This is a genomic window from Synechococcus lacustris str. Tous (assembly GCF_003011125.1).
Taxonomy (GTDB): Bacteria; Cyanobacteriota; Cyanobacteriia; order PCC-6307; family Cyanobiaceae; genus Synechococcus_D; species Synechococcus_D lacustris.
Genome location: NZ_PXVC01000001.1, coordinates 83,811 through 108,929, shown reverse-complemented (window position 1 = coordinate 108,929; position 25,119 = coordinate 83,811). Strand labels below are relative to the sequence as shown.

The window sequence follows — 25,119 nt, the reverse complement described above, 5'->3', positions numbered from 1 at the left end:
AAGTGTCCCTTAATCAGCCCCGTATCACCCGCCGTCGTAGTTCCGCTGGCCCGATCCCACCAAACCGCCCCCAGCGTTTTGGCGCAGAGCAGCAAATGCGCAATGGCCCTAGGCCCACTTACCTCACCCTGGCCGACCACGGCAAGGTTTATGTGGCCGACCTGCCACAGATGTCTGATGGTCAATTGGAAACCGTTGAGAAGGAAGCCCAGGAGGTTTTTGAAAGCCTGCAACGGCGAATCACCGAATTRGAACAGCTGGGGGGGGCGAACCTGCGCGATGACGGCTTAATCCGMGCCTGCACCAAACGCGACGTTACCGACCGTTTTTTGCGTTCGGTRGCCCATGAACAGGCCCGTCGCCGGGACAACCCCAGATTGCATGCGGCCGCTGGCGAATCCCTTGCTCGCGCCTTTCTTGAGGTKGCCCGCCATCGCCTGCCAGGCCAAACCTTTGATTCGATTTTGCAAGAGGCGCTTACCGCCTGTGAAACCCAACCACAACCSGAAGCAAGCGGCGATCAAGCCAACGCAGACGACGCCTCTGAACAAGCACTAAAACMACCATCGGTGCTGCCTGTGGTGTTGAGCCCTGAYCTTTRAGTAGCTGATGCCCTCCACCATTGAGGAGCGAAGCAATCCACCAACTGGGCCAGCAACCCAGGAAGTAGCTGGCGACAAAAAGCAGGAGCCAGTTTTATGCAACCACTGCGGCCGCACTGCAAGCAACGGGATTAGCTGTGAAGGTATCTGCGTTGCCGACAGCGGCTACTAATCCGATCACAATGCCCCCAGCYAGTGCTTTGCCATGAAACGGTTTCTGCCCCTGTTTGTCCTATCTCTATGCCTTGCTGGCTTMTTTAAYTATCCAGCCCTAGGYCAAAGAACAGCCGAAAACATTGGCACTTTGATGTTGATCACTAAAAGTTGCAGTAGGAATTTGGAAGATCAAGCCCAAGGCCCCTGTAGCCGTTTGGTGCTTGATCAACTCCAAAARGATGTGATCAGTTTGCGTTTTATTGCCCGTGGCAAGCAGATTGATACCAGTGATCAACTCACYTTTGCAGGCACCAGCCAAGGATCATTGCAATGTAAAAACACCCGTTGCGCATTAAACGGGCCACTTGAACTTGAACTCAGCAGCCTTAGCGAAGTGGCCTACAACCGCAATGGCGTTGCAGAAGAAATGCCAAAGGCTTGGCCAGTRCTTGGTAGTTGCAAACTGGAAGCCAAATCAGTGAGCTGCAAAGCCCGCTCAATCCAAGGACAACGCTGGGAAGCCACAGCCACGTTTTAACCCCTAAAGGCGGCACCCAGATTCGAACTGGGGATAAAGGATTTGCAATCCTCTGCCTTACCACTTGGCCATGCCGCCGGCCCGGGAATCAAAATCCCAAGATCGGATCGTACCAGTCGCCCCAATGACAACTCGCCTGCTGCTGCTCAGCAATGGCCATGGGGAAGACCTAATCGCCATGCGCTTGATGAAGGCCCTGCAAGAACAAGCCAGTTGCCATGGCGAAAATTTAAGGATCAGCGTTCTTCCTCTGGTGGGGGAGGGCAATGGTTTTGCCGCTTTAGAAAATGTGGAACTGCTTGGCCCCAGGCAACACCTACCCAGCGGCGGCTTTAGCAACCAAAGCCWTTGGGCCCTGCTCAAAGATCTCTGGGCAGGSGTTGGCTTCTTAAGCCTGGCTCAAATCAAGAGCATCCGGCGCTGGTGCCGCCAAGGGGAGGGGGCGGTGCTGGCGGTGGGAGATCTATGGCCATTACTRCTGGCCTGGGGCAGCGCTAAGCCCTATGGCTTCATCGGCACACCAAAGAGCAATTACACCTGGAGTAGTGGCCCCGGCCATAGCCCCATGGCTGATGCGTACCACAGGCTTAAAGGCAGTGAATGGGACCCCTGGGAATGGGCCCTGATGGCACGGCCCAGATGCCGCTTGGTGGTGTGCCGTGATCCGCTCACTGCAAGGGGTTTAAGGAGCCATGGAGTGGCTGCTTTAGCGCCTGGCAATCCAATGATGGATGGCTTCCAAAGCCAGCCACTACCGCCTGCCATAGGGGGGATGCAAAGGGTTTGTGTGCTGCCTGGCTCCCGCTGCCCGGAGGCCCTRAGCAACTTAAAAAGTTTGCTATCAGCGATTGCCAACCCAGAAACCACAGCTAAGCGGCTACTGCTACTTGCCTGTGGTTCAAGGCCCACCGCAGCAGAACTAAAACCCTTGCTATCCGCCTTGGGTTACCGCAGCACTGCCATACCTGCCGGCACCATGGCCCAGGAGGCATGGTGGGGGCCCGSTGGCTTGCTTTTGCTTGGTAGCGGTTTATTTGCCACCTGGGCCCCATGGGCCCAGGTGGGGGTGGCATGCGCCGGAACTGCAACGGAGCAGCTCGTTGGCATTGGTTGTGCAGTTTTGTCTTTGGCGGGGCCGGGGCCCCAATTCACCCTTGGCTTTGCCCAAAGGCAAAGCCGCCTCTTGGGCGGTGCCGTGCGGGTATGCCGGCGGGGCCCAGAGCTGCAAAGGGCCCTTGAATTACTGCTAACTACTCCMGCCCTWCAAMTGGAACTGGGCAGGATTGGCCGCAAACGCATGGGCCCTCCAGGCGGCAGTGCGGCCATCGCTGCATTAATCCGTAAGCGATTACTTGATTAGCTGCGATGTTCAAATATTGAACCGAAATGCAACCGATCCAATTCGGAAAAAACCGGAATGCATTTRAAGCACTGCTGGGCCAGCTCCAACCGCTCTTCCCGCTCCAACATGCGATGCAGTTGCTGCCTAGCGGSCAGCAGATAACGCACATCATTGGCGGCATAGGCCAACTGCTGATCACTTAATTCATCCACCCGGCCCCAATCACTGCTTTGGGCTTGCTTATCTAGCTCCACCCCCACAAGCTCCTGCACCACATCTTTAAGGCCATGGCGGGGGCTGTAGGTGCGGCCCAAACGGCTTGCCACCTTGGTGCAAAAAATCGGATTCACCTTTATTGCCAAACCGGCAGCAAGGGCAGCCACATCAAAACGGGCGAAATGAAACACCTTTTCAATTGTTTCTGCTTCCATTARTTGCTGCAGCTTGGGGGCTGCGCTTTGRCCACGGCCGATGCGCACACAACACACCCGATCCTGGTCGTCGCAAATTTGCACCAAACAAAGCCTGTCGCGGCCATGCACTAAACCCATGGCTTCCGTATCAACAGCTAAGGCGGCAGTGCCGCGRTATCGCTCAAACCATTCATCATTCAAGTCAGAGTCAAAAACTACGAATTCCTTAGCTGGTGGCAATGGTTCTGGGGCCATGGGAAGGGAAAACAAAGGGAACCAACCTGGCCAATCTGCACGATCACGGCTTTCTCACTTGCAATTCAAAACAAGACTGGGTTAGTACTTGAGGAGAGCAAAACCTCRCCATGTCCCAGCGACGCCTTCACGAAAACCACAGACTGATYGATATCAAGCGGTTCTTCGACCAACCACCCCTCCAATACCTGGGTTTAGAGCTGGCCGTTTGCTGGATTCTCGATTGCCTACTAGAAGCTGATTCCTATCCCACCGCATTGATGAATCGCCTGGCGGATCTTCACCCCAGGTTGCGTTTATCCGAAACAGTGCTGCAACAGGCGATCAGCTTTTTGGATCAACAGGGTGCCATCGGTAGCTACACCCAGCGCTGCCCCAGCCGCGGCCGCCCCAGGCGCATGTTGCACCTGAGCGAGGGTTACCGCCAGGAGGCGCAAGAGTTGATGCCCGCTTGGCAGCAGTGGCTGGAAGAGGCCCATGCCGCCGCAAATTCCGCTACAACAAGTTCCCTAACCATCAACGCCCTACCCCTACCAGCCGCCGTTTTAAGCCGGTAGTTGGCTAACTGCCATGGATTCGGTGCTCTCTTCTACTTTGCTGCTCACCCTTTTGATGGGTATCGGCTTGCTGTTCTTTCTGAGGGCGGCTAGTAAAGATCGCACCACCGTGGTGGAAGTAAACAGCTCCAGACCACCCCTGGAGGTGCTGGAGGGCCTAAATCAATGGTTGCTGCAACGGGGATGGCAAACCATCGCCGGCGATCCAGAGCAGCAGCTACTGCGTTTTGAGGGCCAGGTAGAGGCAAGTGTGCCCTTGGCGGTGCTGCTAAGCGTGCTCGGCGCTTCAGGGGCCACCGCCCTTGGTTTGGTGCTGCGTCAATTATTGCCAGCTCTCAGTTATTGGCCCCTGCTGCTTGCCTTGTTGGGTCCGCTAGCAGGACGCATTTACCTGATCAGGGCCCGCCGGTTAGAAACCCTTGAGCTGCGTCTTTTGCCCCAACAAGGTTTTGTTCCCACCACCTTGAAACTGAGGGCCCATCGCGATGAATTAATCGCCCTTGAACGCAGCCTCGGCCGTTCCCTTAATCTCCACAGCGATGGCAGGTTGCTTAGTTCACCGCTTTAAAAAACCGCTTGCCAGCTGGCTTGCCTCCCTTTTACTAACTGCCCTATCAACACCAGCTGGGGCGTTAGAACAAGCCAAAGGATTACTRGATCTGCTCAATAGYGTTGGCGTTGATGCCCCAACCCTTCAGCCAAGGGATTTCTCCCTGCCGGTGCCAGCGGGCCGCACTAAAAATTGGCTTGGCACCCGCAGCCACCCCCAAGAACTAGCGATCCTTGTTCTTGCTGGCCATGCCGATTCCCARCGCCTGGGCGGTTCTGGCACCCCTGGCGCAGCGGTTGGCCTTAGGGGTGCAGCACCGATGGATCCAGCCATAACCGATGAGTTGTATTGGAATTTGCTCACCGCCCAAAAGGTGGTGCAAATAGGCAACCAGCGGGGTTTAAATCTGCGCTTCTACGACCCCGGTTTGCGCACGATTGCCAACAGCAATGATCCCCGCAGCAACTGGAGTGTGGGGGCAGCCCATAGCGCCCTGGGCGGTTATGTGCTGGAGATCCACTACGACGCCTACAGCCCCCATGGCAGTGGCCCAGGAATWATTCCTGCTGTGCTCTACGAATTTTCCCGCCTTGATGAGGCCCTAGCCGAGGAATTTGGCAGTTATCCCTAYAACTATCGCGGCATGCTTGGCGCCCCCCGCCGGGGAATTTCGATGCTGGAAATAGATCGGCTTGAGGGGGCCCTTGAGCGCAATTTACGCAATCCCCTCAGCCGAGATGCCAGCCTCACWGCCATCGCCGAACGGGTGGTTAGGGCACTGCAGAGAGGCCTAGCCAACGGCACCACTGGCGGTGCAGCGCTCAAGCAATGAGCCATCTGCAAGCCAATCCTGAGGTTTGGTGAATAAATCGGTTAACAGCGCTTCCCTACTGCCCGGYTCCACTTGATAACCATATTCCCATCGCACTAATGGGGGTAAAGACATCAAGATTGATTCGGTGCGGCCATTGGTTTGCAAGCCAAAAATTGTGCCCCGATCAAATACCAAATTAAACTCCACATATCTGCCACGGCGATACAACTGAAACTGGCGTTCCCGCTCCCCATAATCAAGCCCATTGCGACGTTCAACAATCGGGCAATARCTATTTAGAAAGGCATTGCCACAGGCGGAAGCAAGCTCAAAAAGATCCTCCCAACTGCGCTCTGGCACCAGGCCTGCCCCCAGCTGAGCAGCCGCTCCATCTGGATTTTGACCGCGGTAAAGGGCAGCTCCTGGCTCTTGATAATCATAAAAAATTCCTCCAATCCCGCGGGTTTCAGCCCTATGTTTTAAGTARAAATATTCATCGCACCATGGCTTAAATACTGGGAAATAGGCTGGATTAACACTATCGCAAGCTGCCTTTAAACAGCGGTGAAAATGTTTCGCATCCTCTAAAAATGGGTAATAGGGAGTTAGRTCAGCGCCACCGCCAAACCACCACACCGGCCCCGCTTCGAAATAGCGGTAATTGAGGTGCACGGTGGGCACATAGGGATTGCGGGGGTGCAGCACCATCGAGGTGCCAGTGGCAAACCATGGCTCACCCTCCGCCTCCGGCCGTTGGCTCAAAATTGAAGGGGGCAGATTTATGCCCTCCACTTCTGAAAAATTCACCCCACCCTGTTCAAATACTCGGCCTTCCTTCATCACCCGCGAGCGGCCACCACCCCCCTCTGGCCGCACCCAACTCTCTTCGGCAAATCGCCCTTCCCCGTCTAAAGCCTCTAAACCGGAGCAGATGCTGTTTTGCAGGCCCATCAAGAGGGCCTTYATACGCTCACGGGAATCGGCGGGGCGGTTGAGATTTAGCAAAACATCACACAATGATGCCGTTACCTTTTCATGGATCCCCCAACCAGAGCAAGGCTTTGTAACGGGGCTCCCTAGGATGGAAACCATGGTGAGCACTGATGAGGCCCTCAAGGCCCTAGAAAGCATTCAAGACGCCGGCAGCGGCAGGTCGTTGCTCGACCTGGGCTGGATTAATCAATTACGGCTGCAACAGGGCCGAGCTGTTTTTCAACTCGCCCTACCCGCCTTTGCCCAAGGCCAACGGGAGCGCATCGTGAAGGAGGCCCGTGAGCTGCTTGAACAGCTTGATGGCATTGATTCGGTGCAAATTGAACTGGGCGCCGCCCCCCAAACCCAAGCGATTGGGGCAGCGGGCCACGGCCAATTGCAACCACCCCAAGCAATTCCTGGCGTTGCCAGGGTGATCGCCGTWAGTAGTGGCAAAGGCGGKGTTGGCAAAAGCACCGTTGCCGTAAATCTCGCCTGCTCCCTTGCCCAGCAAGGTTTAAAAGTGGGTTTGTTGGATGCTGATATCTATGGCCCTAATGCCCCAACCATGCTCGGGGTTGAAGGACAAACYCCAGCCGTTGAGGGGGAGGGGTCGAGTCAGCGCYTAACACCTATCGCCAGTTGCGGTTTGCTGATGGTGTCGATGGGGCTATTGATTAACCCCGATCAACCGGTGGTATGGCGAGGGCCAATGCTCAATGGCATCATTCGCCAGTTTTTATATCAGGTGAATTGGGGAAACCTTGATTTATTGGTGGTTGATCTACCGCCTGGCACAGGTGATGCCCAACTCAGCCTTGCCCAAGCGGTGCCCATGGCCGGTGTGGTGGTGGTTACAACCCCCCAAAAAGTTGCCCTTCAAGATGCCCGCAGGGGCCTTGCAATGTTCCGCCAAATGAATATTGCAATTTTGGGAATTGTGGAAAACATGAGTTGGTTTATCCCCCCAGATCAACCGGAACGCCGCTATCCAATTTTCGGGAGCGGGGGTGGCAACAGCCTGGCCGAAGAAGCCCAGGTGCCTCTGCTAGCTCAAATACCCCTTGAACTRCCAGTGCAGCAAGGCGGTGATCAGGGGCGCCCCATCAGCCTGGCCCAGCCAGAAAGCGCTGCTGCCCTTGCCTTTGCCAACCTTGCCCGCCAGGTGTGGCAGCAATGCGCCTCCAACTAGCAATAAAAAGTGGCCCAAAGGGCCAACGCAAATGGCCCTGGGGTAATGCCGATCCGTTGCTCTGGGGCCTACCCATCGCCATCACRTTGCTAGCTGGGCTCCTAATCGCCAGCACCCAAAGGGATTCACCCCTGGCCGATTGGAAAAATCACTGGATAACAGGTGGCGTTGGTTTAGCGATTGCAATACTGCTAGCCAAGCTCGATCTAAGCAAACTAAAGGGGCTATTGATRCCCATTTATCTGCTTACATTGGCTAGTTTATTTGCAGTTAAATTCATGGGCACCAGCGCCTTGGGTGCCCAACGCTGGATATCAGTTGCAGGCTTGCATGTGCAGCCCTCAGAATTCGCAAAATTAGCAGCAATTTTATTACTAGCTGGCATTTTAGCCAAGCATCCCATTGAAAGACCMGTTGATTTAATTCGCCCCCTTGCAGTTATTTCGTTGCCATGGGTGATGGTATTCATACAGCCCGATCTAGGCACCTCGCTTGTTTATGGCGCCATCTTGCTAATAATGCTTTTTTGGGCTGGYCTACCCCTTCCYTGGCTACTGCTATTGATGGCGCCTTTATTTACKGCGATCATTGCGGGCACCTTCGCCTGGGGTTTGCTGCCATGGYTTGCTTTATTGGCTGTTTTGGCCTGGCGCAGCCTGCCCTGGAAACAAATTGGTAGTGCCATCATCCTGGCCATCAATTCTATATTCGCCATACTCACGCCCTATCTCTGGACCCATGGRCTCAAGGATTATCAAAAGGATCGATTGATTCTTTTTTTGGATCCTTCCAAAGATCCCCTGGGGGGTGGTTATCATTTAATTCAAAGCCGCATCGGGATAGGTTCAGGGCAACTATTTGGAACTGGCTTACTGCATGGCAACTTAACTAAATTACAATTTATTCCTGAACAACACACGGATTTTATTTTTAGTGCCCTCGGAGAAGAGCTTGGTTTTATTGGTTCGCTTTTGCTGCTGGTGGCCTATGGCCTAMTGGCTTGGAAACTGCTGCAAATAGCAGGTAAGGCAAGCAACGATTTCGAATCATTAGTGGTTATTGGCATTCTCGCCATGCTGATGTTTCAGGTGGTGATCAACATTTCGATGACGATCGGCCTAGGCCCAGTAACTGGCATCCCGCTGCCTTGGCTCAGTTATGGCCGCTTTGCAATGCTGGTGAACTTCATCAGCATTGGGTTRGTGGCGTCGGTGCAGCGGCGCGCCCAAAGAAACGGTTTCAAATTGCGCTGAACCTTTGCCAAACCCCTCACCATTGCTGGAGGAATTGCGCCAGGAATTAGCTGSGCCAGTGCCCCCTGGCCGCGGCGATGAGGAGGGGGCAAGGCGGCAATGGTGGGCGGCCCTGGCAGTGCTGCAAGACACCCTGCTGGAGCAGCCAAGCCCCCATGGCCTATGGCTGGCCGCGCCCCTGCCTGCCCTATATGAACCAACCCTGTTGCAACGCTTCCAGGGTTGGGTTTGGACGCCCCCTGCCCCCTCAGGTTTGCGGCCGGAATTACCCGGCAAGGGTGTGGGCTTAAACCCCAAAATCTGGCAGCTAGCCCTAAAGGAAACAGACGGCACCGATCCCCTGTTGGTGTTGATCACAGCCAAATTGCAGGTGGCCCTTGCCCTGTTTGGGGAACCGCAGCGGCGGCARTTGATAGTGAGTTTTGACCACAAATTATTAGCCCAGCTGCTGCAACGGCTCGGTGCTCGCCTTGGCGAAGACAACCCAGCTGCCGCAATCGACCTGAAGCAAAAACTTGAAAAACTTGGCCCCCTGCAAAATTCAGCAAGGGCAGCGGAATTGTTTTGGCCCCGCCTGGCTGAACGCCTAGCTGCCGCCGCCCCTGGGCTCACCTTGATCGCTGCKCCCAAGGGTCCCCAAGCCCCCCCMGGTGGCACTGATCAGCTGGGGCTATTGGAGGCGCTTGCCCATGAGGTGCGCACCCCCCTTGCCACAATCCGCACCCTGATCCGCTCCCTATTGCGRCGCCAGGATCTGCCAACGGTGGCCGAAAACCGCCTRCGTCAAATCGATGCTGAATGCAGTGAACAAATAGATCGCTTTGGCTTGATCTTTTATGCAGCAGAAGCCCAACGGCAACCCCAGGGGGAGCGGATGCTGGCCCGCACCGAYCTAGAGGCCCTATTGCTGCAATTGCAACCCGGCTGGGAAAGCCAGCTACAACGCCGGGATCTGCAACTCGATTTAAGRATTGAAACCGGCCTGCCCGCAGTGATGAGCGATGCAGCCCTGCTGGAAAAAATGTTGGCTGGCTTGATGGATCGCTTTAGTCGCAACTTTCCCAGTGGTGTGAGGGTGAAGGTGGAACTMCAGGCGGCTGGGGACAAATTGAAATTGCGCTTTAGCGGCAGCCACAACCCAGGGGAAGACCAGGCCGAGCCCGCCCCTGAAGCAAGGATTGGCCCAGTGCTCACCTGGGATCCCGGCACCGGCAGCCTGCAATTAAGCCCCCAGGCCACCCAGCAACTTTTTGCCAGCCTTGGCGGTCGTTTTACCGAGCGCCGGGGCAGCAGCCTCACCCTTTATCTACCTATCTCCACAGCCASCATTGTTGAAGGCTGTGAAGAGAGCAGCGATCCTGCGTTTAGTGCCGGCGCTGAGTGCTAGCTTCCAGCCAAATCACTCCCTGGCTTCAATGTCCTCGGTAGGAACCCTCAGCGGCCAGCTTCCTGGCTTCATCGGTAGCACCGGTGGCTTATTAAATGCCGCTGAAACCGAAGAAAAATATGCAATCACCTGGACCAGCTCCTCGGCCCAGGCGTTTGAGCTGCCAACCGGTGGTGCCGCAATGATGAATTCAGGCGAAAACATCATGTATTTCGCCCGCAAGGAGCAATGCCTRGCCYTAGGCACCCAGTTGCGCACCAAGTTCAAGCCCCGCATTGAGGACTACAAGATCTACCGGATTTATCCAGGTGGRGACACCGAATTTCTACATCCCAAAGACGGTGTATTTCCWGAAAAAGTAAAAGATGGCCGCCCCATGGTGGGCCATAACCCCAGGCGCATTGGCGAAAATCCAAATCCAGCCAATCTCAAGTTCAGCGGCCGTGAAACCTACGACAGCTGATCTGTTTTAAGCCTCTAGMGCWGGCTTCATCCATTAATCATCTAGAAAGGCGGAACTTGGGTTCCGCCTTTTTTGTTTGCCCAAGCCGCGATGGTTTCTTCACACCAAGGCAGCAGCTTCGAGCCGATGTGGCGGCGCTGGCCGGCCGACCTGGAAACCCCTTTAAGCACTTGGCTAAAGGTGGGCCATGGGCGTCCCTATGGATTTCTATTGGAATCCGTTGAAGGGGGCGACCAGTTGGGCCGTTGGAGTTTTGTGGCGAGCGACCCCCTTTGGGTATTAACAAGTCGCGCTGGCAACTCCACCCTCACCCATCGCGATGGCAACAGCATTGATCTACAAGGCAACCCCTTTCAGTTGCTACGCGAACAGCTGAAGCCTTATCAAACCGTTCCCATTCCCCACCTGCCTCCCGTGGGTCAGTTATTTGGGTTTTGGGGTTATGAATTGATCCAATGGATTGAACCCACGGTTCCCGTTCATCCCCGCGCAAACGATGAACCACCAGATGGCTGCTGGATGCTCTGCGACAGCCTTTTGGTATTTGATCAGGTGCGTCGCCAGATCACTGCCRTCAGCTACGCAAATATCGTTGAGKGGCAAGATCCAAACCAAGCCCGCGCCGAAGCCACCCAGCGMTTGGAGGCCCTTGAGGAACGCTTACATCAACCCTTGCCAGCTGGGATCTCACCATTGCAATGGCAAGAGCAGTCGGCAGATCAGCTTCAGGTAACCAGCAACACCAGCCAGGCAGCTTTTGAAGCCGCCGTTAGCAAGGCGGAGGAACACATTGCTGCCGGTGATGTGTTCCAGCTGGTGTTAAGCCAGCGGCTTGAAGCAAAAGTGCAACGGGATCCCTTTGATCTCTACCGCAGTTTGCGKATGGTTAAYCCCTCMCCATTTATGGGCTTTTTCKCCTTCAACRGCTGGTTTTTGATCGGCTCCAGCCCAGAGGTGATGGTTAAAGCAGATCCCCAAAGCGATGGCAGCGTGAAGGCMAGCGTGCGGCCGATTGCCGGCACCCGCCCCCGCGGYGAAACCRCCATTCACGATCTAGAGCTCGAAAAAGARTTACTTGCCGATCCCAAAGAACGGGCTGAGCACGTAATGCTGGTAGACCTAGGCCGTAACGACCTGGGGCGRGTATGCGAACCGGGCAGTGTTGCAGTGCAGGAGCTGATGGTGATCGAGCGCTATTCCCATGTGATGCAYATCGTTTCCCAGGTGGAGGGGTTGTTGCGCAGCGATTGCGACGTTTGGGACCTGCTGCAAGCCAGCTTTCCCGCTGGAACGGTGAGTGGCGCCCCAAAAATTCGCGCCATGCAGTTGATCAATGAGCTGGAACCCAGTGCCCGGGGCCCCTATTCAGGTGTTTATGGCGCCATGGACCTAAGTGGTGCCCTCAACACCGCCATAACAATTCGCACCATGGTTGTTTGTAAAGACGGCGAAACTGGGTGGCGCGTGCAGGTGCAGGCCGGCGCCGGCATYGTGGCGGATTCCAACCCCAGCGCTGAATACGAAGAAACCCTCAACAAGGCAAGGGGATTACTGAAAGCTTTGGCTTGCTTGTCATGAGCAATAGCTTGTTAAAAGGCTTTGAGGTGGAGCTCTACACCGGTAGGGCCGATGGCACGGTGGTGGGYTGTTCAACTGAAGCAGCCGCCGCCCTAGCTGGTTTTGTAACCGAACCGGATTGCCGCAACCTTGAATACATAACCGCCCCAGAGGCCAGCTACAGCAAACAACTGGAGCAACTGCTGGAACCACGCCGTCGCCTGCGCCGTTGGCTTGAACCCAGGGGTTTAACGCTTCTACCTGGCAGCACCATGAGCCTGGGTGATAGCGGCCGTTTTGAGCGTTCCGATAGCCAAAACCCATACCACAGCTACATCGAAGCCACCTATGGCACCCGAGTTGTAACCGCCAGCGTGCATATCAACCTGGGGCTTGATAATCCAGAACAAATATTTGCGGCCTGCCGCTTGCTGCGCTGTGAAGCCGCTTTGCTGCTGGCCCTAAGTGCAAGCTCCCCMTTCCTTGATGGCAAGCCCACCGGGGCCCATTCCCAGCGGTGGCTCCAGTTTCCAATCACGCCAACACTKGTGCCCCTATTCACAAGCCATGGCCATTACATGGCCTGGATGGAAACGCAATTARGCAATGGCAATATGCGTAATGTGCGCCATCTGTGGTCGTCGGTGCGGCCGAATGGCCCAGATCGACCAAAACTATTAAATAGGGTGGAATTGCGTATTTGTGATCTAATTACCAATCCCAATGAGCTGCTTGCAATAACTGCGTTTGCGGAACTGCGTTTGCTGCAATTGCTTGAAATGCCAAGCCAACATGATCCCCTCTTTGCAAGCAAATTAAGCCCTGAAGAATTGCAGCTATTAGCTGATTCAAACGACCGGGCAGCAGCCAGCAGCAGCCTTAATGCAACCCTGATGCATTGGCGTGACGGGGCAGAAATCAATGCCCGTGAGTGGCTTCTAAATCAATTGGCGCAGTTGCGCAGTTGGCCCGCAGCTGCCCCCTTTCTGCCGCTGCTAAGTCCCCTTGATGGCCTTCTACTAAACGGCAACACCGCCATGGTTTGGCTAGAGAAATTCCAGGCTGGTGAAAGCATCAGTGCAATAGTTGGCGCCGATGCCCAGGCAATGGMAAAGGAAGAAAAAGAGCAAAAGAAAGAAAAAGAGCAAGGGGTATCGCTTAAAGCTGCCAATAACGACGGTTATTTGGGATGATCRASGAYYYCTCCCCCCTCAAGGCTCCGCCCATGCGGCAGACGCTGCCCAGTTCAGATATTTTGATGGGCCGCCGCACCCTGAGGCAGCTAGCCGAACGGCTTGAACTGGTGGAAGACCTCTGGCGCACGGTTTTGCGCAGTGAATGCCCCCCTGATCAAGCGGAACGCCTACTAAAACTTAAGCAACTTTGTGATGAAGAGGAAACATCAAAAGAAATTATCCGTTTAATCGTGGAGATGGATCTAGCTGAAGCCATCGCTGCAGCTAGGGCATTCTCTCTATATTTCCAATTGGTAAATATCCTCGAACAACACATTGAAGAAGATAGATATTTAGCAACAATGGCCCATGGYGAAGAGGATAACGACCCCCTTGAAAATCCCTTCACGCCCCATCTAGCAAGCCACGATGAACCCGCTACCTTTCAGCGTTTATTTCGACGTTTRCGCAGCTTAAACGTACCGCCCGGACTACTGGAACCCCTGCTGCGCGACCTTGATGTGCGCTTGGTATTCACCGCCCATCCCACYGAAATCGTKCGCCACACAGTGCGCCATAAACAACGGCGAGTTGCAAATCTGATCCAAAAATTAGAGGGTTGCGACCGCGGCTTTGGCCCGATTGAAGATCGCCAGGTACTGCGCCAACAATTAGAGGAAGAGATAAGGCTTTGGTGGCGCACTGATGAATTGCATCAATTYAAACCATCAGTATTAGATGAAGTTGATTATGCCCTGCATTATTTCCAGCAGGTATTATTCCAAGCGATGCCATTATTGAATGAAAGGATTCGCAAAGCCCTAGCCCTTAGCTACCCAAATGTAACTCCACCAGAGGATGGATTTTGCACCTTTGGTTCCTGGGTAGGTTCCGATCGAGATGGAAACCCATCGGTTACACCAGATATAACTTGGCGCACCGCCTGCTTCCAACGCAGGTTGATGTTAGAGCGCTACATATCAGCAGTAGCACAACTTAAAGATCAACTCAGTATTTCAATGCAATGGAGCCAAGTAAGCGGCGCCTTACTTGAATCTTTAGAAATGGATCGCCTGCGTTTTCCAGATATCTATGAAAGACTTGCAGCCCGCTATCGCCTTGAACCCTACAGGCTAAAACTCTGCTACATCCTCGAGCGGCTAAAACTCACTCAACACCGCAATGGCCTWTTGGCAGAGGCTGGTTGGGAGGCACCCAGCGAAAACAATGAACCAGCACCTGGCATTGGCAACCTAGGTGTTACACCAGAACTGCATTACCGCTCCTATTTAGATTTCCGCAGTGATCTGGAATTAATCCGCACCAGCCTGCAGGGCACTCAACTTAGCTGCGAACCATTACAACGTTTATTAAGCCAAGTACAAATATTTGGTTTCACATTGGCATCCCTTGATATTCGTCAAGAGAGCAGTCGCCACAGTGAAGCTCTAACAGAGTTGAGTTGTTATTTACAACTGCCCATCACCTACGACGCCATGGATGAGGCCCAAAGGGTGCAGTGGTTGCTGCAGGAGCTCCAAACCCGCAGGCCCCTGATTCCCACCGGTCCCCATTGGAGTGCCGCCACCGCAGAAACATTCGCGGTGTTTCGAATGTTGGAGCGATTGCAACAGGAATTTGGCAATCGCATCTGCCGCACCTATGTGATTTCCATGTGCCATAGCCAGTCGGATCTGYTGGAGGTGTTGGTGCTGGCCAAAGAAGCCGGCTTGGTTGATCCGGTGGAGGGCAGCACGCGCCTACAGGTGGTTCCCCTATTTGAAACGGTGGAAGATCTGCGCTGCGCATCAGAGGTAATGGCAGCCCTATTTAAAACTCCCTTCTACCAACGTTTATTGCAACACGAGGAAATACCSCTGCAAGAAGTGATGCTGGGCTATTCCGATAGYAATAAAGATTCYGGCTTTCTTTCAAGTAATTGGGAAATTCATCGCGCTCAAATGTCTTTACAAAGTTTGTGCAGTAGCCATCAGGTKGGCCTCAGGATTTTCCATGGCCGCGGCGGCTCCGTTAGCCGGGGCGGCGGCCCTGCCTATCAGGCAATTTTAGCCCAACCCAGCGGCACCTTAAGTGGCCGAATAAAAATTACTGAACAGGGCGAAGTTCTAGCCTCTAAATACGCATTACCGGAACTGGCTCTCTATAACCTTGAAACCGTTACCACGGCAGTCTTACAAAATAGTTTATTGGGAACTGATTTAGATGAAACTGAAAGCTGGAATCAGYTAATGGAGCGGCTAGCCATATGTTCCCGCCGCCATTACCGAGCGCTAGTGCATGAAAATCCAGATCTGGTTGATTTCTTTGAACAGGTAACTCCAATTGAAGAAATAAGTAAATTACAGATCAGTTCAAGGCCAGCGCGCCGCAAGCGCGGCGGCCGCGACCTTTCCGCCCTTCGGGCGATTCCATGGGTATTTGGTTGGACCCAAAGCCGCTTCCTCCTGCCGAGTTGGTTTGGAGTTGGCGCTGCCATTCGCGATGAGTTAGATAACGATCCAGCTCAAATGGAAATGCTGCGGGTTTTATATCAGCGCTGGCCCTTTTTCCGCATGTTGATCTCCAAGGTGGAGATGACCTTAGCCAAGGTTGATTTAGATCTTGCCCATCACTATGTACAAGCCCTTGGCAGTCCCGAAAGCCGCGAGGCATTTGAATCAATTTTTGAGCAAATCTCCAATGAATATCAGCTCACTAAAGAGTTTGTTTTAGAGATTTCTGGCCATCGCCGCTTGCTAGATGGTGATCCCGGTTTGCAGCAATCCGTAGAGCTGCGCAACCGCACAATTGTGCCCCTAGGTTTCCTGCAGGTAGCCCTACTGCGGCGGTTGCGCAATCAGCACCGTCAACCACCCATGAATGAATCGGAAGCAACCGATAACCGCACCTACAGCCGCAGTGAACTTTTGCGGGGTGCCCTACTAACAATCAATGGCATTGCCGCCGGTTTRCGCAACACCGGCTGAGCCCTAAATAAATGATGCCCTATTTCCGCAGCTCTAACGCTGCACCTCAATTACCCGAGGGTTACCAGCTCCAATGGGAACCACTGCCCACCGCCGCAGATGAGGTAAATAGGCTTTTGCAAARTTGTGGCGCCCCAAACCGCAGCGATAGTCGCGTGGCCCTTGCCCTTGAGCGCAGTGCTTGGTCTTTGAGGCTGCATAAAGCAAACCAATTGGTGGGGTTTTTACGSGTTACCAGTGATGAGGCCCTTAATGCAAACCTCTGGGATTTGGTGGTGTTGCCGGATCAACCAGAAAAGCAAAAGTTGCTTGAGGTATTGGTTTATGCGGCCCTAAATCGCATGCGTAAACAATGGCCCGGTTGCAGTATTTCCCTTGCCGCCGGTGAGGAATTGATACCTGTACTTGAAACCTATGGCTTCATTTCAGATCCCAACGGCATTCGCGCCATGGGATTAGACCTGAAACAAGAGGGTGAAAGGGAAAAAACGAGCATGGAGGGACTCGAACCCCCGACATTCAGAACCGGAATCTGACGCTCTATCCAACTGAGCTACATGCCCTTCATTGCTTAGCTTAGCTGCAATACCGCCTAGGCCCCATCCTTCTCCACCGCCTGGAGCTCAGTAGTTTTCGCAACTACAGCAGCCTGAAATTGGCGCTCGATTCACCGCGGCTATTGGTGCTAGGCCAAAACGGTGAAGGCAAATCCAACCTGCTTGAGGCAGTGGAAATMCTCGCTAGYTTGCGCTCCCATCGCTGCAGCAGTGATCGCGATTTAATACAAAGGGGAGCCAAATCAAGCGTGATCAGGGGCCTCGCTGGCCCTGATGGCAAAGATGAATTGGTGTTGGAATTACGCAGCCAAGGGGGCCGCCGGGCCCAACGCAACGGCAAAGCACTTGAACGCCAAATTGAYCTACTCGGCCCATTGCGCTGTGTGGGCTTTAGTGCCCTAGATCTCGATCTAGTGCGGGGAGAACCAGCCCTGCGGCGCAGTTGGCTGGATCGTGTGGTGATGCAGTTGGAACCGGTTTATGGCGAGTTGCTCAGCCGCCATGGCCGCTTGCTGCGACAGCGTAGTCAGTTGTTGCGGCGCAGCTTAAATGCCCAAGCCGAATTGCTTGATGCCTTTGACCAGCAACTCGCCGCAGTGGGGGTGCGGCTCCACCGCCGCCGCCATCGAATGCTGCGGCGCCTGGAACCACTGGCCGCCCCATGGCAGGAAAAACTTAGTGGCGGCAGGGAGCKGCTGCAATTGAARTAYTTAGCCGGCACCCAGCTGGAGGAACCAGAACAAGAAAGCATCTGGCAAGCATCCCTACTTTGCCAACTGCAAAACCAAAGGGAGCAGGAATTGCGTTTGGGTGYTTGCAGTGTGGGCCCCCAAAGGGATGACGTGGCCCTACTGCTAGACGGAGAACCGGCCAAACGTTTGGGTTCTGCCGGCCAACAGCGCTGCTTGGTTTTGGCCTTGAAATTGGCGGAATTGGAACTTGTAAAGCAATGCAGTGGTTGCGCGCCAATCCTYCTGCTAGACGACGTTTTAGCCGAATTGGATCCCAGCCGCCAACAGTTGCTATTGGAAGCGATTGGCGAGGGCCATCAATGCCTTGTGAGCGCCACCCACCTGCATAGCTGTGTGGAGGAGTGGCGCCATAGGGCCCAACTGATCACTGTGCAGGGCGGTTCACTGCTGGCGGAGGGGTAGGGGCTTTGCTGGAACCAGAAAACTTCAACAGAAATAGCGAGGTACCCCCAACCGCTACTGCAACCACCAACAGCACCAGCAGCAGCTCCCCCACGGTTAATCCACCTGTTTGCTGAATTCTTCCTTGCTSAATTCTTGTTTGCCGAATTATTTTCATTTTCAAAAGCTGAAAGGCCACTGGGTAGCGCTAAGATTAGGAGCTGTTTTGCCGGATTCAATGGCTAAAGCCCCTTCCTGTTTGCACCCAGATCCAGGACGTTCCACCCCCCTTGCTCCCCCAGTTGAAAATGTCCCAACGGACATGGTGGGCAAACACTGCATTCTCGAGCTGTATAACTGCGATTCCAGCCGGCTCGACGACGAAGCTTTTCTCAGGAGCGCCATCACCTCAGCAGCGAAGCGGGCTGGCGCCACCCTCCTGAATTTGATCACCCACCGGTTCGAACCCCAAGGAGTTACTGGATTRGCCCTACTGGCTGAATCCCATATCTCCATTCACACCTGGCCTGAATCAGGCTATGCAGCAGTTGATGTGTTCACCTGCGGCGAYCACACAATGCCTGAGAAGGCATGTGCGGTGCTRAGTGAAGAACTGGGCTCAACCCGCCAAAGCCTCAGAAGTTTCCGGCGGCGAACCCCATCTGCCATCGCTGATAGCCAGCGGGAACCAGTGCTTATTTGATCAGGGAGCGGTTGAGTTTGCCACTCACCAATCCCTCTAGATCCACACTCACGGCTGTAAAACCCAGCGCCAGGAACTGTTCCASCAGTTCTTGGCGCTGTTTGTGTTTTAAAAGCAATTCAAATTGATCGGTTTGCAGTTCCAGCCGCGCTGTATCCCCTTGGCAGCGCAGCCTCAACTGACTAAAGCCAAATTGACGCAATAAATCCTCCCCTTTTGCAACCCGTTGCAACCTGCTTGCACTCACCGGTTCTCCATAGGGGAAACGGGAAGCAAGGCATGGCTGGGCTGGTTTATCCCACCAGGGGAAGCCMAGGGCRCGGGAKATCTGSCKAACCCCTTGCTTATCAATMCCAAATTGCAATAGGGGCGACRCCACCCCCTGTTCTGCTGCCGCCTGCAGGCCAGGTCGATAGTCGCCTTGGTCGTCTTGGTTAACCCCATCCAGCACTAGGGCGCCCCCAGCCAGCTGAGCCAAAAGGCTATGCARCTCTCTTTTGCAGTAGTAGCAACGGTTTTCAGGRTTGCTGYTGTAACCGGGCTCCTGCAATTCTTGGCTTTCAATTTCGCGGTGGCGCAATCCAAGCCAGCTCGCCTGCCAGCGGGCTTCCTCCAACAGATTTGGCGCTAAAGCGGGCGACACACCAGTAACAGCCTCGGCCTTTTCTCCCAACTGTTCAGCCGCAAGGGCCGCCACCAAGGTGCTATCTACCCCGCCTGAATAGGCAACTAATACAGCTGGTTGCTGGCCCAACCAAGTGCGCAAGGCGAGCAGTTGCGCTTGCCTTGGGGCCGCAAGGCTTTCCACTAATGGATGGGCTGAAATTGGAATTACCACAGTGCTAACCCCAAGCTATCCAGCCTCGTTACAATCGGGCAATGACKAGCTCTAGTGGTGGTGGCATCGGCATCCGCACCGCAGCGGGTAGCGATGAACGCAACCATGGTCARTTACATGTTTACGACGGCGATGGCAAGGGYAAAAGCCAAGCTGCCCTYGGGGTGGTGTTGCGCACCATTGGTCTTGGSATATGCGAAAAGAAACGCACCCGGGTTTTATTGATTCGTTTCCTTAAAGGGCCGGGTAGGGCCTATGCGGAAGATGCCGCAATCGAAGCGCTGCAGCAGGGCTTCCCCCATTTGATTGATCAAGTGCGCACCGGCAGGGCCGATTATTTCAATGCMGATGAAGTAACCCGTTTTGATCGCCAAGAAGCCCAGCGGGGTTGGGAYATTGCCCGTGGCGCCCTTGCCAGCGCTCTTTATTCAGTGGTGGTGCTCGATGAATTAAATCCTGTGCTTGATCTTGGCCTGCTCGATGAACAGGAAGTTGTGCGCACCCTTGCGGCAAAACCAGCGGGCCTTGAAGTGATCGCCACCGGCAGGGGTGCACCGCGGGCACTGGTAAACCTGGCGGATCTGCATTCGGAAATGCGCGCCCATCAACATCCATCCGCCGCTGATCTTGGTGTTGAAGGGATTGAGATTTACACCGGGGAAGGCAAAGGGAAATCCACCAGTGCCCTCGGCAAAGCATTGCAGGCAATCGGCAAAGGCATCAGCCAAGACAAGAGCCACAGGGTATTAATTTTGCAATGGCTTAAGGGGGGCAGTGGCTACACCGAAGACAGCGCAATCGCAGCACTTCGGGAAAGCTATCCCCATTTAGTTGACCACTTACGCTCCGGTAGAGATGCAATTGTTTGGCGCGGCCAACAGCAACCAATCGACTACGTAGAAGCAGAGAGAGCTTGGGAAATYGCMAGAGCAGCTATCGCTAGCGGCCTTTATAAAACCGTAATTCTCGATGAACTGAATCCAACCGTAGACCTRGAATTACTGCCMGTGGAGCCGATAATGCAAACCCTGCTGCGCAAACCGCGCGACACTGAAGTAATAATTACYGGCCGCTGCAAACACCCTCCCGCCTATTTTGATCTGGCTAGCGTTCAYTCTGAAATGGTATGCCATAAACATTATGCCGAAAGAGGAATAGACCTCAAGCGWGGCGTYGATTACTAACAWCYAAGYAATCAATAAYTAGATATTATTTTTTTAATTTACARCCTCCRYYACCCACACTTRATGCATGCTTAGAAACAAAGTTAATTATATGGCTTGAAACTTCGTCGCCATCAGAGATTTTATCCCATATGGAATTGTGATCACGATTCTTGATATCCATTAAACTCACATTGGTAAAACCAACATCCTTGAGATTTGCTACAAATCGATAATTCTGATCTCGCCTCCATTCTTCATCGCCATCGGCAATGATTGCCAACCAAGGCATCTTAGGGGAGGAGGTTCTGCCCCAAAACTGAGGAGTGGTAGAAGCGCTTTCCCAAAATTTCGGATCCTCGCCCCAAACATCTTTAGGYCTATTGGGAGCAACTAAATCAACATCATGAAAAGCACTCACGGGAATAGCCCCACTTATTGCATTCAACTTAAGATCATGCTTAGCCAAATAATCGCCGTTAAGTGCTAGAAGAGTAATAAGATAGGCGCCGGCCGAGTGGCCAACAATATAAACTAAGCTTGGATCTCCACCATAGCTAGCTATATTCTTTTTTGTCCAAGCGAATGCAGCTGCCACGTCTTCCACATGGGCTGGATGAGAAACCTGCGGCGAAAGTCGGTAGTTAATTAYAGCGGCAGCAATTCCAGAAGCCGCAAACAATTTACCTTTTTTCACGTCTTCACTTTTGTCCCCTTTCCTCAAGCCACCTCCATGCACAGACATCAAAGCAGGAAAACATTTAGATTTTGATGGAATATACAAATCAAGCCGCCTACGATCMACTTCTTTAGCATTGGAAGAATTTACARCTTTCATATAATTAACATCTTTAATACTGCGCACATCCTGCTGSGCTAGCRCCGCTGAAGAATACAACCCCAAGCAAATCGCAGGAAGCAAACGCAAAAGRTTRATGRCCATTTWRTTTAAWTTAATTTAATTTAATTTAATTTAATTACATCAATTACACATTAGCACGGGCTGAATGAAGAAAGAAGCGCCTGTAATCCGGATCTTTTTCAAGTAAATCCAAAAACCTATCCCGATCCAAGCGCAACAGCAATCCATCYCCCCTGGCCCTCACAGTTACGCTGCGCGGTTGATCTTCCAACAAGCCTGCATCACCAAAGAAATCCCCCTCCTCAAGCACCCCCTGCTTCACAGGAATTCCACCCCAAAGATCAGCCTGCAACATCTCTAGGGTGCCTGCCACCACCACATAAAAACTATCGGGGGCATCCCCCTCTCGAAAAACCTCTTCCCCAGGACGCACCCGATCGCTCACAAATTCGGAGGCAAGCCACTCCAATAAAGAAGGCTCCACCCCTTCAAATAAGGGAATAGAAGCCAACCTTGCCGCAGTAATGCGCACCCGTTGGCCGGCCCGCAGGTCAAAACCGCCCATCTGGCGATGCCAAAAAGAGGCATAAAGCCCACCCGCTGCCAGCARGCCATGGTGTGAACCCTGTTCCACYACCCTGCCGGCTGCAATTACAGCCACTTGGTCCATGGTTGCAGCGGCGCGCAAACGATGCAAAACAGACACCACCGTGCGCCCTTCCCCCAAGCGGGCAAGGGTTGCATTAATCGCTTGTTCCGTTGCTGGATCTAAAGCACTAGTGGCCTCATCTAAGAGCAATAAATGCGGATCCCTCAGTATTGCCCTGGCAATGGCAATTCGTTGGCGTTGCCCACCCGACAATCTGCCACCATCGCTACCCACAGGCGTATTTAAACCTTGGGGTAGTGCTTCGATAAAACTACCCAATTCAGCCGCATAGGCAGCTGCAGTTACCTCAGCGCTGCTGGCATCAAGKCGGCCCAGTTGAATATTTTCTGCGATCGTAAGATTAAAAAGMACCGGTTCTTGCGGCACTAGGGCCACCTGTTTCAACCATTGCTCCCGGTTGAAACTAGCTAGCGGCAAACCATCCACCAGTAGATCACCKCCCTGGGGATGCAATTGCCGCAGCAGCATTTTCAGCACCGTGCTCTTTCCGCCACCGCTTGGGCCCACCAGGGCAAGGGAGCTGCCAGCTGGAATCTGTAAACAAAGATCCAYAAGGCCGCCACCMTCGGCATAGCGATATTGGATTTGATTTAACTCAAGGCCGATTCGTAAAGGCGGAGGAGCTAACAGCGCTTGCTCTTTTTCTATCAGCCCATGCCTATTAGGTATTTTGCGCTCGAGTAAATCCAAAGCGGTGCTGGCCGCTTGCAGGGGCAGCAAAAGGGGACCCAAYTGCCACATGCCACTAACGAGGGCCGTTGCAATCCCAAGGGCAGCCACCAATTGGCCAACACTTAGTTGTTTATTCAGCACCAACCATGTGCCCAAAGCAAACACACTCACCAAAGTGAGCAAAGCAGAGGCAGTGAGGGCAGCATTTTGCAATCCCGAAACAGTGCCCACCTGCAAACCCTTGCGCTTCAGGGCGTGGTTGCGTTTGCCAAATTCCATCCGGGTGGCCTGGCCTAGGCCAAATAAATCAACCAATTCACGGCTGCGCAGCCGTTCCATGGCAAATTCCAACAACAGGGCAGCTTTTGCAACCCTTCCCTCCTCACTGCGGGCCAGGGCAGGGGTAAATGCCACTTGGCTTAATAGCAGTAGGGGAGTGAGCACCACCGCCACAAGGGCAAGCCGCCAACTGATATGGAATAGCAACAACACACTGAGCACAAGTTGCGCCAGGGTCCAGATATATAAGGGGAATTGCACCACCACTACGTTTTCGATRGTGGGGATCTGTTGGGCCAACAGGGCCTGTTCCTCCCCTTCCAAACCTCTTTCTCCAGGGGCCTTTAACTCCAGCAGTTGTTGAAATAAATGCTCCCTAAAATCATTGCCCAGTTCACCGCCAAGGGCAGCAAATAGTCTCACCTGCAAACCATTGCAGCCAACCGCTAACAACAACCACAAACAGGGCAACACCAACAGTGGTATGGCCCTGGCTGGTTCCCCAGGGGTGATTGCCCTATCGATCACCAGTTGTAACAACACTGGGATCCCCACCATCAAAAGGGGATCGGGCAACACAGCCAAAATGGCCAGCAAAACCTTGGGGCGTTGCTTACCGAAATAGGGCCAGAGGCGCAGGGGCAGCGCCARGGCAGCCATTGGTTTAGAGCATTCGGCAACCCACTAATAGCGAGAATCCAGCTCGGTAATCAATTCAGTAATCAATAACGCTGCACTGAGGGATCTATCTCCTGGCTCCAGGCATCAATGCCACCGCYGATATTGGTGCCCTCAATGCCATGGCGAGCTAAAGCGATCAAGGCCTTAGCGCTGCGACCTCCCAACTTGCAATGCACATATAAGCGCTTACCCCTGCTGATTTCTTGCACACGCCCAATGGCAGTGCCATCTTCAATGGAATCCAAAGGCACTAAAACAGCACCAGCGATTACTGCAATCTGAGCTTCCGGCGGATTGCGCACATCCAATAGCAATATGTCTTCAGCGCCACTATCTAATAGTGCCTTAAGATCTGCAACACTTATGCTTGCCACAGAGCCGGATTCCTCCTGGCCAGGGGCACTGCCTCCAACGCCGCAAAACATCTGATAATCAATCAATTTTTCAATCACTGGTCGCTCCTTAGCGGGACGCAACTTAAGTTCTCTAAACTTCATCGCAAGGGCATCAAATAGCAATAATCTGCCGCTTAATGTGGTACCAATCCCGGTGATAATTTTAACAGTTTCMGTGGCTTGGATTACACCGATAATTCCAGGTAAAACCCCAACYACTCCCCCTTCAGCGCAGGAGGGCACCATGCCTGGAGGTGGTGGCTCGGGGAAAAGATCTCGATAGTTGGGGCAACCTGGCTCCAGGTTAAATACCGTTGCCTGGCCTTCGAAACGGAAGATGGAGCCATAAACATTTGGCTTACCTAAAAGCACACAGGCATCATTAACGAGATAACGGGTKGGRAAGTTATCAGTGCCGTCGCARATAATGTCGTATGGCTTCATTATCTCCAGGGCATTTTCACTCGTTAATGCGGTTTCATATAGGTCAACTTGGCAGTGGGGATTGATTTCATGAATTCGATGTTTTGCCGATTCAATTTTTGGTTTTCCAACCCAACTGGTTCCATGGATCACCTGCCTTTGCAGGTTGCTGTGATCCACCACATCAAAATCAACAATCCCTAAACGCCCCACCCCTGCGGCAGCCAAATAAAGCAGTAGCGGTGAGCCCAATCCCCCCGTACCCACACACAACACAGAAGCAGCCTTCAGGCGCTTCTGWCCCTCCATGCCCACCTCAGGCAGGATCAAATGCCTGGAAAAGCGTGCGATCTCATCTGGGCACAAACTGATTTCACTAGTGTTGAGCGGAAGCATCGCTGCAGGTATTGGTGCCAACGGCACCTAGCTAATCCAATTGTCCCAAACAATCAGCCAATGCCCATGGAGTAGAAGCACACCTGGTTAAACCACGAAGTTCTCGATAACTTGACCCCAGCATCCATTCCAAA

22 protein-coding genes and 2 tRNA genes are annotated in these 25,119 nt (G+C 53.6%); 16 read left to right on the top strand and 8 right to left on the bottom strand.

Features of this window, described 5'->3' with window-relative positions; translation table 11 throughout:
• Window positions 1–609 precede the first annotated feature (609 nt).
• Window positions 610–774 (top strand): hypothetical protein, encoded by a 165-nt coding sequence (locus C7K08_RS15830; RefSeq protein WP_162532468.1) that lies wholly within the window; start codon window positions 610–612, stop codon window positions 772–774.
• 33 nt (window positions 775–807) lie between these two features.
• On the top strand, window positions 808–1,296 hold the full coding sequence (locus C7K08_RS00605; RefSeq protein ID WP_106498702.1) for a hypothetical protein: 489 nt from the start codon (window positions 808–810) through the stop codon (window positions 1,294–1,296).
• Window positions 1,297–1,303: 7 nt separating this feature from the next.
• Here C7K08_RS00605 and C7K08_RS00600 read toward each other — a convergent pair.
• Window positions 1,304–1,374 (bottom strand) — tRNA-Cys (locus C7K08_RS00600).
• 46 nt (window positions 1,375–1,420) lie between these two features.
• Here C7K08_RS00600 and C7K08_RS00595 point away from each other — a divergent pair.
• Entirely contained in the window at window positions 1,421–2,656 is a 1,236-nt protein-coding gene (locus C7K08_RS00595) for a lipid-A-disaccharide synthase-related protein (RefSeq protein ID WP_106498747.1), read from the top strand.
• Here C7K08_RS00595 and C7K08_RS00590 read toward each other — a convergent pair.
• Entirely contained in the window at window positions 2,653–3,306 is a 654-nt protein-coding gene (locus C7K08_RS00590; RefSeq protein ID WP_106498701.1) for a ribonuclease D, read from the bottom strand. The genes C7K08_RS00595 and C7K08_RS00590 overlap by 4 nt on opposite strands.
• A gap of 110 nt (window positions 3,307–3,416) precedes the next feature.
• On the opposite strand from C7K08_RS00590, the gene C7K08_RS00585 reads away from it, so the two are divergent.
• Genes C7K08_RS00585 through C7K08_RS00575 form a run of 3 tightly spaced genes read left to right on the top strand, consistent with a single transcriptional unit; the run spans window position 3,417 to window position 5,245 of the window.
• Window positions 3,417–3,863: a helix-turn-helix transcriptional regulator gene (locus C7K08_RS00585; RefSeq protein ID WP_117434622.1), complete on the top strand. Its 447-nt coding sequence runs from the start codon at window positions 3,417–3,419 to the stop codon at window positions 3,861–3,863.
• 13 nt (window positions 3,864–3,876) lie between these two features.
• Window positions 3,877–4,431, top strand: a complete 555-nt coding sequence (locus C7K08_RS00580; protein ID WP_106498700.1) for a cofactor assembly of complex C subunit B — start codon at window positions 3,877–3,879, stop codon at window positions 4,429–4,431.
• Window positions 4,403–5,245, top strand: a complete 843-nt coding sequence (locus C7K08_RS00575) for a dehydrogenase (protein ID WP_106498699.1) — start codon at window positions 4,403–4,405, stop codon at window positions 5,243–5,245. The genes C7K08_RS00580 and C7K08_RS00575 overlap by 29 nt, the downstream gene beginning before the upstream one ends.
• On the opposite strand, the gene hemF is transcribed toward C7K08_RS00575, so the two are convergent.
• Window positions 5,204–6,319, bottom strand: a complete 1,116-nt coding sequence (hemF, locus tag C7K08_RS00570; RefSeq protein WP_106498698.1) for an oxygen-dependent coproporphyrinogen oxidase — start codon at window positions 6,317–6,319, stop codon at window positions 5,204–5,206. The genes C7K08_RS00575 and hemF overlap by 42 nt on opposite strands.
• Here hemF and C7K08_RS00565 point away from each other — a divergent pair.
• The 7 genes from C7K08_RS00565 (at window position 6,318) to ppc (ending at window position 16,213) form a co-directional block, all read left to right on the top strand.
• Complete coding sequence (locus C7K08_RS00565) at window positions 6,318–7,391, top strand: Mrp/NBP35 family ATP-binding protein (RefSeq protein ID WP_106498745.1); 1,074 nt, start codon at window positions 6,318–6,320, stop codon at window positions 7,389–7,391. The genes hemF and C7K08_RS00565 overlap by 2 nt on opposite strands.
• A complete protein-coding gene (rodA, locus tag C7K08_RS00560; RefSeq protein WP_106498746.1) occupies window positions 7,376–8,644 on the top strand; it encodes a rod shape-determining protein RodA in 1,269 nt (422 codons plus the stop codon). Before C7K08_RS00565 ends, rodA begins: the two co-directional genes overlap by 16 nt.
• A gap of 4 nt (window positions 8,645–8,648) precedes the next feature.
• Entirely contained in the window at window positions 8,649–10,031 is a 1,383-nt protein-coding gene (locus C7K08_RS00555; RefSeq protein ID WP_241536936.1) for a sensor histidine kinase, read from the top strand.
• Window positions 10,032–10,059: 28 nt separating this feature from the next.
• Window positions 10,060–10,494, top strand: coding sequence for a photosystem I reaction center subunit II PsaD (gene psaD / locus C7K08_RS00550; RefSeq protein WP_106498697.1), 435 nt, complete (start codon window positions 10,060–10,062; stop codon window positions 10,492–10,494).
• Between the two features lie 90 nt (window positions 10,495–10,584).
• Window positions 10,585–12,072, top strand: coding sequence for an anthranilate synthase component I family protein (locus tag C7K08_RS00545; RefSeq protein ID WP_106498743.1), 1,488 nt, complete (start codon window positions 10,585–10,587; stop codon window positions 12,070–12,072).
• On the top strand, window positions 12,069–13,244 hold the full coding sequence (gene gshA / locus C7K08_RS00540; RefSeq protein ID WP_106498696.1) for a glutamate--cysteine ligase: 1,176 nt from the start codon (window positions 12,069–12,071) through the stop codon (window positions 13,242–13,244). Before C7K08_RS00545 ends, gshA begins: the two co-directional genes overlap by 4 nt.
• Window positions 13,245–13,276: 32 nt before the next feature.
• Window positions 13,277–16,213 carry a phosphoenolpyruvate carboxylase gene (gene ppc, locus C7K08_RS00535; RefSeq protein WP_241536935.1) on the top strand — a complete coding sequence of 979 codons (2,937 nt, stop codon included), beginning with the start codon at window positions 13,277–13,279 and terminating at the stop codon, window positions 16,211–16,213.
• Between the two features lie 489 nt (window positions 16,214–16,702).
• Here ppc and C7K08_RS00525 read toward each other — a convergent pair.
• A tRNA-Arg gene (locus C7K08_RS00525) sits at window positions 16,703–16,776 on the bottom strand.
• Window positions 16,777–16,829: 53 nt separating this feature from the next.
• Here C7K08_RS00525 and recF point away from each other — a divergent pair.
• Both recF and speD read left to right on the top strand, forming a co-directional pair.
• The gene (gene recF, locus C7K08_RS00520; protein WP_106498694.1) at window positions 16,830–17,924 is read left to right on the top strand and encodes a DNA replication/repair protein RecF; all 1,095 of its coding nucleotides are present in this window, start codon (window positions 16,830–16,832) and stop codon (window positions 17,922–17,924) included.
• Between the two features lie 217 nt (window positions 17,925–18,141).
• Window positions 18,142–18,606, top strand: coding sequence for an adenosylmethionine decarboxylase (speD, locus tag C7K08_RS00515; protein WP_106498740.1), 465 nt, complete (start codon window positions 18,142–18,144; stop codon window positions 18,604–18,606).
• Here the strand turns inward: speD and larE are convergent.
• Window positions 18,599–19,444, bottom strand: coding sequence for an ATP-dependent sacrificial sulfur transferase LarE (gene larE, locus C7K08_RS00510; RefSeq protein WP_241536933.1), 846 nt, complete (start codon window positions 19,442–19,444; stop codon window positions 18,599–18,601). The two genes, speD and larE, sit on opposite strands and share 8 nt — an antisense overlap.
• Window positions 19,445–19,485: 41 nt before the next feature.
• Between larE and C7K08_RS00505 the strand changes: the two genes are divergently transcribed.
• Entirely contained in the window at window positions 19,486–20,628 is a 1,143-nt protein-coding gene (locus tag C7K08_RS00505; protein WP_106498693.1) for a cob(I)yrinic acid a,c-diamide adenosyltransferase, read from the top strand.
• A 25-nt stretch (window positions 20,629–20,653) separates the two neighbouring features.
• Here the strand turns inward: C7K08_RS00505 and C7K08_RS00500 are convergent, their stop codons facing one another.
• The 3 genes from C7K08_RS00500 to moeB form a co-directional block, all read right to left on the bottom strand.
• Window positions 20,654–21,472 carry an alpha/beta hydrolase gene (locus C7K08_RS00500; protein WP_161955786.1) on the bottom strand — a complete coding sequence of 273 codons (819 nt, stop codon included), beginning with the start codon at window positions 21,470–21,472 and terminating at the stop codon, window positions 20,654–20,656.
• A 121-nt stretch (window positions 21,473–21,593) separates the two neighbouring features.
• Entirely contained in the window at window positions 21,594–23,750 is a 2,157-nt protein-coding gene (locus tag C7K08_RS00495) for an ATP-binding cassette domain-containing protein (protein ID WP_106498691.1), read from the bottom strand.
• Window positions 23,751–23,812: 62 nt separating this feature from the next.
• Window positions 23,813–24,985 carry a molybdopterin-synthase adenylyltransferase MoeB gene (gene moeB, locus C7K08_RS00490; protein ID WP_106498690.1) on the bottom strand — a complete coding sequence of 391 codons (1,173 nt, stop codon included), beginning with the start codon at window positions 24,983–24,985 and terminating at the stop codon, window positions 23,813–23,815.
• Window positions 24,986–25,119: the final 134 nt, after the last annotated feature.

What these genes read in the sequence shown, in the direction of transcription:
- C7K08_RS15830 (WP_162532468.1), top strand. Translation starts at nt 610, where the DNA reads ATGCCCTCCACCATTGAGGAGCGAAGCAATCCACCAACTGGGCCAGCA.
- C7K08_RS00580 (WP_106498700.1), top strand. Translation starts at nt 3,877, where the DNA reads ATGGATTCGGTGCTCTCTTCTACTTTGCTGCTCACCCTTTTGATGGGT.